This window comes from Mesotoga sp. Brook.08.105.5.1 (assembly GCF_002752635.1).
GTDB lineage: Bacteria > Thermotogota > Thermotogae > Petrotogales > Kosmotogaceae > Mesotoga.
Window position 1 is genome coordinate 1 of the sequence record NZ_AYTW01000027.1, and the last position, 13,878, is coordinate 13,878.

Annotated in this window: 6 protein-coding genes and 2 pseudogenes; 7 read left to right on the top strand and 1 reads right to left on the bottom strand. The window is 46.2% G+C overall.

Annotated elements, in window-relative coordinates; genetic code table 11:
• The first annotated feature begins 755 nt into the window (after positions 1–755).
• Positions 756–1,603: pseudogene (locus V512_RS15375) on the top strand (pirin family protein).
• 404 nt (positions 1,604–2,007) lie between these two features.
• Complete coding sequence (locus tag V512_RS09340; RefSeq protein WP_099830210.1) at positions 2,008–6,894, top strand: right-handed parallel beta-helix repeat-containing protein; 4,887 nt, start codon at positions 2,008–2,010, stop codon at positions 6,892–6,894.
• An 88-nt stretch (positions 6,895–6,982) separates the two neighbouring features.
• Here V512_RS09340 and V512_RS09345 read toward each other — a convergent pair whose 3' ends face one another.
• Positions 6,983–8,326 carry an APC family permease gene (locus V512_RS09345; RefSeq protein WP_243392354.1) on the bottom strand — a complete coding sequence of 448 codons (1,344 nt, stop codon included), beginning with the start codon at positions 8,324–8,326 and terminating at the stop codon, positions 6,983–6,985.
• A gap of 436 nt (positions 8,327–8,762) precedes the next feature.
• Between V512_RS09345 and V512_RS15380 the strand changes: the two are divergent.
• The 5 genes and pseudogenes from V512_RS15380 to V512_RS09385 all read left to right on the top strand — a co-directional run bounded on the left by V512_RS15380 (position 8,763) and on the right by V512_RS09385 (position 13,692).
• Positions 8,763–9,580, top strand: a pseudogene (locus V512_RS15380) (MASE3 domain-containing protein).
• A 163-nt stretch (positions 9,581–9,743) separates the two neighbouring features.
• A complete protein-coding gene (locus tag V512_RS09365; RefSeq protein WP_099830214.1) occupies positions 9,744–10,028 on the top strand; it encodes an HD domain-containing phosphohydrolase in 285 nt (94 codons plus the stop codon).
• Positions 10,029–10,547: 519 nt separating this feature from the next.
• Positions 10,548–11,825, top strand: a complete 1,278-nt coding sequence (locus V512_RS09375; RefSeq protein WP_133117337.1) for a hypothetical protein — start codon at positions 10,548–10,550, stop codon at positions 11,823–11,825.
• 326 nt (positions 11,826–12,151) lie between these two features.
• Positions 12,152–12,775, top strand: a complete 624-nt coding sequence (locus tag V512_RS09380; RefSeq protein ID WP_099830217.1) for a SatD family protein — start codon at positions 12,152–12,154, stop codon at positions 12,773–12,775.
• Between the two features lie 128 nt (positions 12,776–12,903).
• The gene (locus V512_RS09385) at positions 12,904–13,692 is read left to right on the top strand and encodes a DUF3307 domain-containing protein (RefSeq protein ID WP_099830218.1); all 789 of its coding nucleotides are present in this window, start codon (positions 12,904–12,906) and stop codon (positions 13,690–13,692) included.
• The last annotated feature ends 186 nt before the right edge of the window (positions 13,693–13,878 follow it).

Consider the following 13,878-nt stretch of genomic DNA (forward strand, 5'->3'; position numbering starts at 1 on the left):
CTTAGCTGGACGTGCACACACCCCGTCGACGATGAAGCCGTCGACACCCCTCTCGAGAGGGGATTAAAGAGCTCTTCAAGGCTTCAGGAGATCCTAGATCCTTACTTGGCCTCTTTGCTTTCCCCTCATCTCTACTCTCTCCATTTTCACCCCTTCTTAGTCTACTATTCCTAACTTACTTGTCCAATTCCCCTGGGGGGTGAATACCTCCGGCAAAGCACCTTCTTACCGGTCCGCCTTCTTTGAAAAAGGAAATTGAATAATATGCACGCAGTGATCCGAAAATTCTCAGTCTTTCTCTTCTGTTCATGCTGTAATGTTTCAAAAAGGTTTGCCGAAAAAAGAAAACAACTTTCAGGTTATCTCTCATCTTTTCCCATATTTCTGCGATAATACCACCAAAATTCTTTCTTATAATTTGTTTGAAAATGATTTGAAGAAAGTGCAGGTGAACATGAACCTCGACATAGAAGCACAGCAAGCGGCAATTAATTACCAGGTACAGCAGAACTGACAGTGGAAAACTTCATGAGCTTTCTCACCCCATCCCTCAAAGCCGGGCCGACAAGGTCCGGCCTTCCTGTTGTCTGTGTTCTTGCTAATGAGAATGTTGCTGGAGGCTTATCTGGGATAATAGATCATGGGATTCAGATAGAAGATCATTCATGATTAGAGATCTGCAGACACCATTTTTGCGAAAGGCTTTTGAGTATTGATGCATGAGAATCCGCCGCGGAGTGAAGAGGAAACTTACAATGAGCAGAATACGGAAAATCAGCAAGATCTTGACTGGGAGAGCCGCCGTTGACGGTGCCGGAGTGAAGCTCGTTAGAGTAGTTGGTCAAAGAGACGTTGAGGATTTCGATCAGTTCTTGCTGCTGGATGCCTTTGATTCGACAAATCCGGAGGACTACATTAAGGGCTTTCCATGGCATCCTCATAGGGGCATTGAGACCGTGCCTTATCTTGTAAGCGGCATTATAGACCACGGTGATAGTTTGGGCAACAAAGGCGAAATACTCGACGGAGACTGTCAATGGATGACTGCAGGGTTGGAGATCATTCATCAAGAGATGCCCAAACCCTCGGCACGATTGCTTGGAGCACAGCTCCGGCTTAATCTTTGTGCCAGGGACAAAATGGCAAATCCTCAATATGGAGACATAAAGAGTCAGGATTTTCCTGCTGTAGATGAAGAAGGTTCAATAGTGCGCGTAATTGCGGGACCTTACAAGAACATCACCGGAGCATTCGAAGGAAGATATGTGAAGGCCAGTATCTAGATGTGGAGGTCAAAGCCTGAAAAGAGTGGTCATTCGAGACCGGTGATGATATGACTCTCTTCATCTATATACTGTTGGGGAGTGGAACATTCGATCCCAGTGAAGAGGAAACCATTGACAGCAAGCGAGCGGTTCTCTTTGGCGATGGAGATACCTTCTAGGTGAGGGCAGGAAGTGAGGGGATAAGGTTACTGCTGTTTTCAGGGAAACCCCTTAAAGAGCCTGTTGCATAGGGAGGTCCCATAGTCATGAACACCAGGGAAAAACGGGATGTTGCCTTCCGAGAACTGAGCAAGAACACCTTTGTGAAGCATGGATGAGACCTGCTCGACCATCTATAGAGTAATTATGAAGGCAAGTGTTTGACCTAAATGATTGTAGAAGAGATATCCTGCCCTCCAATAAGCAAGAATTCTGTGCGTTGATGCTGGCCAGTCGTAATGTGAGTTCATAAGGGATTATTGAACGATCACAATGGACTGAACCTAGTAGCAAAACAGGTCTCTTCACCGAATTTGCCTCGTGAAAAGCCATACTAACCAAACATTTGGCCATCCATACCTTCCTTCCAGATTGTTACTTAAATCAAGAGAGTACTATTCAATCTGCTAAGTATTCGCTCCGCACATATGTATAATCTGTTCATACGATGGCTTTGGCGCGTGATCGGGCCAATCTCCGAGTAGTACTGGCGGCAAAGCCCGGAATACTCTGGAGGTGCTTTATGAAAGCTTTTTGGCTTGTTAGGACTTCGCTACTGATAATCCTTCTACTTTCGTCTGGGGTGCTTTTTGCCCTGAACTCAGAGACACCTGTTGATGGGTACAAACCTCCAACAGAAGTGTCAGGAACCGTTGCCGAAGATACTGTTTGGACGAGGGATCGAAGTCCATACTTGGTGAGGTCTAGTATCACCGTTTCACCTAATGTGATTCTTACGGTCGAACCGGGGGTGGAGATTCTCATCGTCCAAAATCAGGACTTCATAGTTGACGGAACTCTGAGGGCTGTTGGCAACAAGGAGAACCCGATCATCTTCACCGGAACTGCTCAGGTACCTGGATGGTGGCGATCTATAAACATTCGTAATGAGGGTTCTGCCTTTCTTGAATGGTGCGAAATATCCTTTGCGGGTGCTTCAACAGGAGCAGGAATTCTCAAGGCAGGATCGGGTTCTCTGAGAGTAACTAACTCAATCATCCGAAGAGTCCGAGGCGATGGTCTCAGAATATCTTCGGGGTACTCTTTTTTTGAAAGCCTGAACAACCTATTCATGTATAACACGAATGGAGTCAGGATCGGGATAAACTCATCCTTCTTTGACCAGACTTCGAATTTCGTTTCAAACGAAGTAGACATCCATCTTGACGGAGGAACTATCAGCTCGAATGTAAGGTGGGGAGCCGGCGGCGATTATTCCATGACGGTTACCGGGGATGTGACGGTGGGTGTCGGGGCTTCTCTTGAGATAGCTCCAGGAACTGTTCTCAAGTTCAGGCAAAACAACAGGATTTTGCTCTACGGTGAACTTCAGGCGAGAGGAGAAGAGAGCCGGCAGATCTTTTTCACTGATCTGCGTGACGACTCCGTGGGTGGAGATGCAAATGGTGACGGGAACGAGACTCTACCCGAGAATGGTGGGTGGAGATCGATCAATATTCTGAACGAGGGCTCAGCCGTTCTTGAGTGGTGCACTCTTGCCTACGGGGGAAGATCAGATGGAGCTACTCTTCTAAAGAGCGGCGCTAGTTTTCTAAGAATATCGAATTCAACGATTATTAACAGTGCCGGAGATGGACTAAGAGTAGCTGCCGGGTACTCTCTATTTGAGTCTTCGAACAACTATTTCGGGCACAACTCAGTTGGTCTGCGGCTGGGGATAAACTCATCTTTCTCAGATCTCACTTCGCGATTTGAAGGTAATGATCTAGATATCCACCTTGACGGAGGCACAATAAACACGAATGTTGTCTGGGGAGCTAACAGCGATTACTCTATGGTTACCAATGGAGATATAACCATCGCTGCAGGCGCCACATTGGAGCTCAAAGCCGGAACCGTGATTAAGATGAGGCAGAACAACAGGATTCTAGTATACGGTCACCTTGAAGCAAAGGGTAGAGAAGACGCTCCCATAAACTTGACCGACTTTCGAAACGATTTAGTCGGCGGAGATGCCAACGGGGATGGCGATGAGACTTCGCCGGAGATTGGTTGGTGGCGGAGCATAAGTCTTCTGAACGAGGGCAGCGCGAGTTTCCATTACTGTGTCATTGGCTATCTGGGAGCAAGTGATAGAGCCGGAGTAATTAAGAACAGCACCGGAGCCTTTTCAATCCTGCACAGTACCATACATGATGTCGCGGGTGACGGATTGAGAGTTGACAATGCGGTAGGCGGCACCGAAGTGAGATACACGACATTGTCTCACAATTCAGGTTCAGGATTGTATTACAAGACCGACGGAGTAAAGACGGAAGCTTTGAGTATTGTTTCTAATGCCATTGGAATAAGGCTTCTTGCCGGCAGTTCGATTGAGGTGGACGAAGTAACGTATTTTGATGAAAATAGTATCGCCGTACAGATTGAACCAGGTACAGTTTTGGGAGATGTAGTGTGGGCGACTCCAGGATATATATCGATTCTGATGAATGGTAGCGTGACTATTGCTGCCGGAGCGAGCCTCATAGTGAAGCCGGAAACTGTTATCAAGATAGCGCAGAATTCTATGTTTGCTGTCGATGGAAAGCTCATTGCTTTAGGTACCGAGGAATCACCCATCTTTTTCACCGATCTTCGAGACAACACTGTTGGCGGTGAAATACCTGGAGCAGAATCACCACCGGAGGCCGGCTGGTGGAGATCTATAAGTATCCGCAACGACGGTTCTGCTTACTTCGATTGGTGCAGAATCTCCTATGGCGGTAGAACCGATGGTGGAACGATAGTTAAGAGTGGGAGAGGTGCTCTTTCGGTATCGAATTCTGTCATAGCTAATACTTCTGGGGACGGACTCCGTATAGCGGCAGGATACTCTTCATTCGAGCATTTCGACAACCGGTATGTAAGCAATACGAATGGAGTGCGAATAGGTATAGGTTCTTCTTTTGTCGATCAGACAACAACCTTCGAAGGGAATGCGGTCGACATTCACCTCGACGGCGGGACTGTTAACGGAGCAGTAGCCTGGGGATCAAGCAGTGATTATTCTATGATAGTTACGGGAGACGTGAATATCGCAGCGGGGGCTTTACTTAGTATTCATTCCGGTTCTGTCATTAAGTTCAGGCAGAATAACAGAATTATCGTTTACGGAGTTCTAGAAGCGACGGGCAATGAGAATCTGCCTATCTACTTCACCGATCTTAGGGATGACTCAGTTGGCGGAGATGCAAATAGAGACGGCGAGGAGACGGTTCCGGCTTCTGGCTGGTGGAGATCGATCAGTATTTTGACAGATGGGAAAGCAGACTTCGAGATGTGCGTGATCAGATACGCGGGGTATGGAGATAAGGCTGGAGTCTTGAAGAATAGTTCGGGACACGTCGCAATGTCGCATACACTTGTTGAGCACATTGCAGGAGACGGTTTCAGAGTTGACAATGCAGCCGGCGGGGTTATGGTTAGAGAATCTACCTTCTCTCATAACTCGGGAGCAGGAATTAACTACCGGACAGATGGAGTGGTTATCGAGGGATCTTTCTTCGAATCCAACGATATTGGTATAAGGGCCGTAGCGAACAGCTCGCTGTCGATAGATGAAAGGACACACTTTGCCGAAAACAACCGCGATATTCACGTAGATGCGGGAACCATAAGTGGAGAAATAGTCTGGAGAGTTCCTGAGCATACCACCCTGTTCTTGAGCGGAAGCACTTCTATTTCCAGAGACGCAAGACTGGAAATACTGGCCGGCACAGTTGTCAAAGTGGCGCAAAATACTTCTATAACAGTTGATGGCGAACTTATCGCTATAGGAACTGAGCAATCGCCTGTCCATATAACCGATCTCAGAGATGATTCTGTAGGCGGAGACACGAATAGAGATGCCGAAGCCACAGCGCCGGATAGAGGCTGGTGGAATTCAGTGAACATAAGGGAGTCAGGAAAGGCCAAACTAGATTGGATTACCATAGGGTACTCCCAGAGCGGGATCATTCGTAGCGGATCAGGATCTTTCACACTAACCAATTCTACTATCCATAATGTCACAGGAGATGCGCTAAAGCTTCTCGCCGGGTATTTAAGTCTTGAACTCTCAAACAATTCATTCATAAGTAACGGGACTGGGGTACGGCTGGCAGTTAATGTCTCTTTCGACGACCGGTTGGCAAGATTCGAAGAAAACGGAACCGATGTATTTGTAGATGGAGGAATGATAACCTCCGACGTAGTATTCGGCCTGAGCAGTGAGTACTCATTCTACGTGTCTGGGGAGTTAACCATTTCTAAGAACGCAATATTGGAAATCAAATCTGGAACAGTTTTGAAGTTTGCTGCCTACAGGGGATTACGGGTTTCCGGTAGCTTAAAGGCCGCAGGGACTGAGTTTGCGCCGATTGTTTTCACCGACTGGCGGGATGACTCATTTGGAGGAGATTCTAATCGTGACGGCGATGATTCTCTTCCTGAACCAGGTTGGTGGAGAGGTATCTACATACAGGAAGAAGGGAGCGCAGAGCTTGAGTGGGCTATCGTTATGTATGCCGGTTACGGGGACAAGGCAGGTCTTTTCAAGACAGGTTCTGGATCATTGATCGCCAAGAATGTGTCGGTCTCAAGGACTGCCGGCGATGGTCTTCATCTAAGCAACAGCACTGGATTCATAGAAGTTTTTGAGTCTTCGTTCTCTGGAAATTCAATCGGAGTAGGGATTTCCTCCTCGCAGACCGTTCCTATATCTTTCACTGACTGTATCTTCGAAGAGAACACCATCTATGGTGTCAGAAACGATAGTCAGGTCGAGGTAGTTGCTGTAGATTGCTGGTGGGGTGACATTACAGGTCCGCACCATCCTTCTCTCAACTATCGAGGAACGGGGAATTCAGTAAGTGACAATGTGACGTTCGATCCCTGGACAGGAAAAGAAGAGCTTGAATACGAGTTGGATACGGAAGAAACTATAACCGAAGAAGAGGTAATTGGAGAAGTCTTTGCAGCCGAATGGGTAGAGGTTTTCGCCGATGGAATATGCTTTGAGGTTCCGTCGATCTGGTATGACGATTCTCAAGAGTATAGGCGCGAACTGGAGGACGACGAAGATTCGAAGGCCGTCAGCAGATGGTTCGATTCTGAACCCGGCTCGGAGAATGTTTTCTTTGTTATTGCTCGAGTGAGGCCCGAGTTTCTTGAAGATGAAAAAGAGGAGATCAGACTCTCTATGGAGGTTGTTGAAGAATCGGAAAGGCTCATTGCCGGTCAACCCGGCATATGGATAGAACTTACGGCGCCCCAGTGGGACGTTGAGAGAACAATCTACTCACATGTCTATCAGCCCGATGAAGACGGGTACTGTCTATCGATTGGATTTGCGGTTAAGGTGGGTTTTTGGAGCCAGAATGAACCGATTCTTGAGAGAATTGTGGATACATTGAGATACTGTGTGAACTGAACGACGCCACAGTATGTGTTCGCAAAGCAATCAATGCAGGAACGATGGCACTGACTGTGTCTTTCAGTCGATAAGTTTCTTTGACTACTTAGTCGTCGAATGCCGATAAGTCGTCTCTGCCGAATGGATTGTCTTTCACACGATTGAGGTGTCTCAATCTGAAGGCAAAGTAAATTATGCCAATGATCTCCCATACTATGAAGAACAAGAAGAATGAAGCACTGAAATCTGCCCCGACCTGATAAAGAAGAATGAGCAATATCACTATTGAAAACACGGCCCCGAAAACCGGGATTAGGGTAAACCATTTCTTATTAACTATTGCGGGAGCTCTCTCTTTGAGCCTTGGATCATTCTTCAGTCTGAAGACTGCAAACATCGTTGGGACGATTACTGCTATTCCGCCTATTGAAGCGAAGGCTGCGAATAGGTTTAGGCCGGATTCGCCAACTGAAATCAGCATAATTGAAGAGAGAAGCCAAATAATCGTCAGCAAAACCCATGGTGTTCCTCTCTTGTTGACCAGTCCGAGTTTTGAGGGGAATACTCGGAGTTTACAAAGTGCGAGCAAAGATCTAGTCCCCCACATGTATGTCGCGTTAATCGTTGTAGCAATTGCGAGTATCGGGCCGCCGAATGCGAAGACGTAGAAAAGAAATCCGCTGAGGTAATTCGAAGCTACGTCGTTAAGAGTGCCATTAGTCATTACATCTTCTCCTACTCCAAACGAGACGATTGCCATCAGGAGATAGCAGACCAAGACAACCGAGAGAGAGAAAATCACCGAAAGCGGGAGATTTCTCCTGGGATTTTCTACTTCTCCGCCAAGCTCTATCACGGCGTTAGAGCCTGCGAATGTGAAAGAGAGTAGTGCCGAAGCGTATATTATCGAACCGATCCCTTTCGAGAAAACGCCTTCGAGGTTGCTCGCTTCGATTCTGCCAATGCCCGGCACAGTGTAAATTGTGATAGCAATAAAAAGTAGAGCTACAGCGAGGATTTCCACTCTCGAAGCCATTTTAAGACCCATAAGGTTGACTACATAGAAGAAGGTGAGAATAATCAGAGCTACGGGCACAAGAGAGATCCCATCCCAGATACCCTTCATATATGATGCCAGCGCAAGCGCGTTCAACGGAAACAGGCCGACAAATGCACCGAAGAGATAGGCCCAGAGACCGAGAAATGCGGCTTTGGGTGAAAAGAGGAAAGCGCCGTACTTGAAAGTTCCGCCTGTCGTGGGAAGTGTCGATCCGAGCAGCATGACATTTATCATAATAATTGCCATGGGAGCAAAGGCAACGACGAATGCAAGTATTGTTCCTACCCCCGCACTCTGAGAAGCGATCGGCATGTAGATGAATATTCCTGCCCCGATTGTCATCCCCACTTCCAGTGCGACCAGATCCCAGAACTTCATAGTCTTCTTCATCTATTCCACCTTTCTGAGTACAAACCAAGAACTTTCGCTCAACTCATGAGTGCCTCTCATGATGCATCTTTTATTATACATTGTGTCTATCCTTTGCTGAAAGGGATCTCAGTTTCGACTCTCTTTAGATCAGGATTTCTTGCCTTCCCACAGGTTCTGCTACTTTGGTCGTCATATGCTGAGATGATTCCTTATATTGTGTATAGTATTTAGAGATGCTTCGGGGAGTCGCCATTACAGGTATTGTTGTTATAGAGGTGAATCTTCGTCTGGCAGAAGGATCCGTTGGCACTGTATTGCACAAGTTCGTTAGTGAAAAGGATTTTTGCTGTCATGCTTGATAGGGATTATACTTGAGAGAACTCCTTTTCGTTGGTGGTAAAGTTATGTCTAAGACAATTACTGTTTCCATGTGGATATTGATCGCTTTGGCCTCGTGAGCAGTGTCGCGTTAAATTTCCCTCTTTTCCACTCGTTTATCGAAATTACGGCGATTTTGATCGCCAGAGTTTTGGTTTCTATGGCATTCATTTCCAGGGATAAGAACGTACTCGTGCTGAGAATGGGATATCTCTACAGCGTAGTAATGGTCCTGGATGTTCTTCACACAATCTCGTTGCCGGGATGGGTGTCTTTTCTTCCTGGACGGCAAATCAGCCGACACAGTTCTGGATTCTGGGTCGGTTGATAGAGGCTTCCGGTCTGGCGTTGGCGCTGGTTCTGCCTAAGAAATAAAATCTAAATATTGGCTATTTTGCAGGGTTCATTATTGCAGGAGCCCTTGGAAAGACCACGATCTCCCTTGGATACTTTCCTGAATGTTTCATTATGGGAACAGGTCTAACTTCATTCAAGATTTCTATGGAATATGTAGTAATTGGAATCATAATGTTGAGCATCTATTTTCTTTTTAGAAGCAATTCTCCAGACGTTCTCCCGTACAGAAAGTACTACTTTCTGGCTCTTCTTATGACCGCTGCCGGTGAGATAGTTTTTACGACCTATACCGACGTGTACGGTTTTTCTAACATGCTTGGCCATGTTTTCAGAGTGATATCTTATTTCGTTATCTTGCAGGGGATAGTCTACAGGTCCATTCGCGAGCCGATCGACAGCCTTTACAACAGAATCAGCAAGACCCAGGAAGAGCTTAATGCAATAATGAGCGAGACTACTGAGATAAAGGATCCATACACAGCAGGTCACCAGAAGAGGGTTGCCATACTGGCAGAAGAGATAGCAAGAAAGATGTGACTTTCACAGGATGACCGAAATGTGCTTTCGTTAGCCTCCAGGCTCCACGACACCGGGAAGCTGTTCATACCTGCAGATATACTCAACAAACCCGGAAAGCTTAATGAGATTGAATGGGCGTTAATCGAGAATCATCCCGAGGAAGGCTTCAAAATCCTGAAGGATCCATTTCGGTCCGCCCGTTGCAGAAATAGTCAGGCAGCATCACGAGAGAATCGATGGATCCGGTTATCCGAGAGGTCTGAAAAACGAGGAGATAATGCTTGAGACAAGAATTCTTGCAGCTGCAGATTTTGTCGAGGCCATAGGCTCCCATCGTCCTTACAGACCCGCACTGGGACTTGAGATGGCCCTGGAAGAGATTAAATCAGGAGTTGGCACGAAGTATGATGAAGAAGTCGTCAAAGGCTGTCTTGAGCTATTCAGTTCGGGTTTCTTGCCAGACTAGATATCAGATTTCAAACTGCAGAAGCTCTCTTCCAAAGAACTGTGGAAGTTATGAACTGCATCGGATAATGTGAATTTCGATCTGGATCACAAAGTATCTGTTTTCATGTTGATATTCAGTCTGCTCAGAAGCACAACATCCTTCATGGAACTCTTGCCGCATACAATTCGATTAGGTTTAAGGAACGGAATTAAGATCTTGCTAATTCGAGGTGGTAAGGTCTGTGACACAGACCTTTTACACTTTCGGCTATAAAAAGTCCCGATTGGTCTTTCATTGTAGTAAGCTTTTCGATTCAGCGAAGGCTCTCATGAGAACGAGTATTCCGGAAATTTCAGATGCAACCGCGCAACTTTCCGTTTTTGACATCACGATTATTTATCTCGGTGATATTAGTAGCCTCTCTTCGATACTTCACAGCACCCAATCAAATATAATGAAACGAATATGAACAACTATTGATCCTGGGATTGTTCTCAAAGGGATGCAGAAGTTGTTGATCATGAGATGGAGGAATAGATGATGAGAAGAATGTCAGTAATGGTATTTCTGATTTTTATTTCGGTTTTTCTGGGGGCAAGGCTAAATGTAGTAAAGTCTCTAGCTCTTGGAGGAAGCGGCAACGACGAGGCAAGCGACGTTAAGATTCTCGAAGATGGATCCGTTGCGATTTCAGGGTACACAGACTCTTCTTCTGGAGGGATTGTTTCTACACACGGTCAGGAAGACTTCCTTATAGTGAAACTTGACAGTGACTTGAATCTTCAGTGGTGGAAAACCTTTGGTGGAAGCAAGAGAGATATTGCTGAGGCAATAGCCCTAACTGCTGACGGGGGATACTTGCTGGCAGGTCTGACGGAATCTGCAGATGGTGATGTGACCAATAACAAAGGTATTGGTGATTTCTGGGTGATCAGGCTTTCGACTGAAGGCGAACTCATCTGGGAGAGAACACTTGGGGGCAGCGGGCAGGATCATGCATACGATGTACTTGAGAAACCTTCAGGCAATATTCTGGTTGCAGGATACACAAGATCTGCTGACGGAGATGTCTCTTGCTATGATTGGGGAGAAGACTTCTGGATAGTAGAACTGGATTGTGAAGGCAATATGGTGTCTCAATGGGTAGTTGGCGCTTACAGATCTGAAGATTGCGCGCAGAGACTTTACCTGGGAGAGGATGGGTCAATTTATGCAGTCGGCTACTTTGCGTACAGAGACTGTGGAATAAGCTGCAACTACGTGGACAACCAGATGTCGATCTTGAAGATCTCGGCTGCTGGGGAAGTCGAATGGTTTGATCAGTTCGGAGGTCAGTGGTTTGAGGATGGCTTCGATATAGTTGCAGAGAGTGATGGCGGTGCTATAGCCATTGGTTCACAGGACGCCGGGGTATCACTGTTTTCGAATGGACTTGGTGGAAAGGACTTCTGGGTCATTTCGGTCGATGATGAAAGTAATGAGCTGTGGAGCAAGAACTACGGCGGGAGTTTCACGGACGTTGCGCGCTGTATAGTTCTTACAGATGATGGGAACTTGATTGTAGCTGGACAGACAACTTCTAACGACATCGATGTCAAAGAAAATTCCGGCATGAATGATGCTTGGATCATGAAACTGGATTCTCAAGGAAGGATAATAGATACTGTATCTTTCGGCGGTTCCGGGGATGATGTCGTCAATTCAGCCTATATTGAAGGGAACAGGATCATATTCGCAGGGTATTCCATGTCCTATCAAGAGGGCAATGCAGAAAATAGAGAGAAAGATCTTTGGCTATTTGAAGTAGCTAATTAGGGCTTCCTGTTAGTCATTGAATTTCTGCAGCTGACGCATTGCTCCTTCTATTTGCCAAAATGCAGCATATTCGGGAGTTTTCCCGTTTTCTTCAACGGGCTTTCCCTCGAATTTCCACCAACGGGTTTCATATTGAGTAACAAGCTTTCAAAGACTTCTGAATAGCCGATCCATTTATCTAGGATGTCCTATTGATCTCCGCGTGGATAAGTGGGTATCTCGTAAAGAGCGGAGCGGCACTCTGCTTGCCCCTGCTTTATGGTCTCGCCAGAATCTGTGCTACAATCAGTTTGGAGTGCCTCTGCTGTTTACGGAGTGTGAGCTGTATGGGTCTTTATGCGATAATTACCGCCGATATCATCCAATCAAGGAAGCAAGAAATTCCGGTGGAGAGTATTCGGAATTCGATCGAGGGTTTTGGTTCGGAGTATCTCGCAAAGCCATTCGCCATATCTAGAGGAGATGAGATTCAGGGTGTATTGTCTGAGCTGGGGGCTCTACCGATACTTGTTCGAAGGTTGAGATACATTGTGCGACCCTTCAGGCTAAGAATTGGGTTAAGCATAGGCGAAATCGATAAGAAGGAGCTTGAGAAGGCCGGTTCTTCTTGGGATTTAAGCGGCAGAGTCTTCTTCGATGCGAGAACGGCGCTTGATAGTGCGAAGCAAAGTAAGATTTCCAACACTTTCTTCGTTCATGATAACGAGTTACTATCAATTGCCATGAATAACTCTTTATCTTTGCTTGAAACTGTTGAGAGGAATTGGACTGAAAAGCAGTGGGAAGCCGTTCATGTATATGAAGCCAAGGGGACTTACGAAAAGGCGGCTAAGGCTCTGGGAGTGACAGCCCCGACGGTTCAGGAACACTGTGAAAAGGCCAGCTGGAATGTGGTAAGAGCTGCCGAAATGGGGTTGGCGAAGTTGATCGATTTGTCGCTTGGAAATTAGTTTATTCAGCCTTATATTTGTAAAATTAGTCTATATAACCTTATTTCAGCTGAATAAGTCTTTAAGATCTTATCACAAGTATATTCCACGACAAACGTGCATCTACTGGGGTATTAACGGAGGCCACCATGACAGGATTAGTGATACCTTTAGCGCTTTCGATTCTAGCGCATGTACTTGCCGATTTCTTGTTTCAGACAGACTCGATGGCAAACGAAAAGAATAATGTTCAGATGAAGGGATTCCTGAAACACTGGTGCGTTGTGTTTGTAACTCTTCTGGTTCTTATGCTCCCCTTCAAACTCACCGATGTGCTCATGTACTGCTTTGTGCTTTCCCTCTTTCACATACTGATAGATGTGTTCAAAGCTCAGATCGAGAGTCGGCGAGGTCCGGCAACGAAGTTTATCATGTTCATTGTTGACCAATTCTTGCATCTAGTGCTCATTTCTTTCCTCTTGCCGATTTCCAGCTTCACCGTTTCAAGGAGCTTCTCGAGCTTCATTGGTTGGTTCTCCATACATACGGGGCTAAACCTGTCCTCGCTTCCGGTTCAAAGAATTCTGTTGATAACAATTGTCTATTTATACGTACTCTTTGCCGGAGCGGTCTTCATAAGAAAGCTCTTTGATCTCATCTACAAGAATGTACCGGACTATCTTCAGAGAATAGCAGGAGACAGCTCCGTTCTCGATAATGTGAAGACCGGAAAAGTGATCGGGATCTTCGAAAGACTTCTCATTCTTACACTTTATCTCACGGGAAATGTTGCCTCTATAACCATTGTAATAGCCGCCAAATCGCTGGCCAGATTTAAGAATTTCGAGAACAAAGACTTTGCAGAATACTATCTAATCGGGACACTGGCGAGCGTGATGATTGCAATGGTTGGCGGGATGATCTTGAAGGTTCTTTGAGGCGGATCAGAGGTAAGAGGAATGAGGCTAGAGGTAAGAAGATCAAGATCTCTTCGCTCTTCCGACCTCTTGCCTCTGACCTCAGGCTCTTCCCAAGGACTGGTCCATGATCTGGGACGGAGGACTAAGGACGGCTCTTCACAGCGTTCAGCGGGTCTTTGTTATTAAGCTTACAGCGGATCTTCG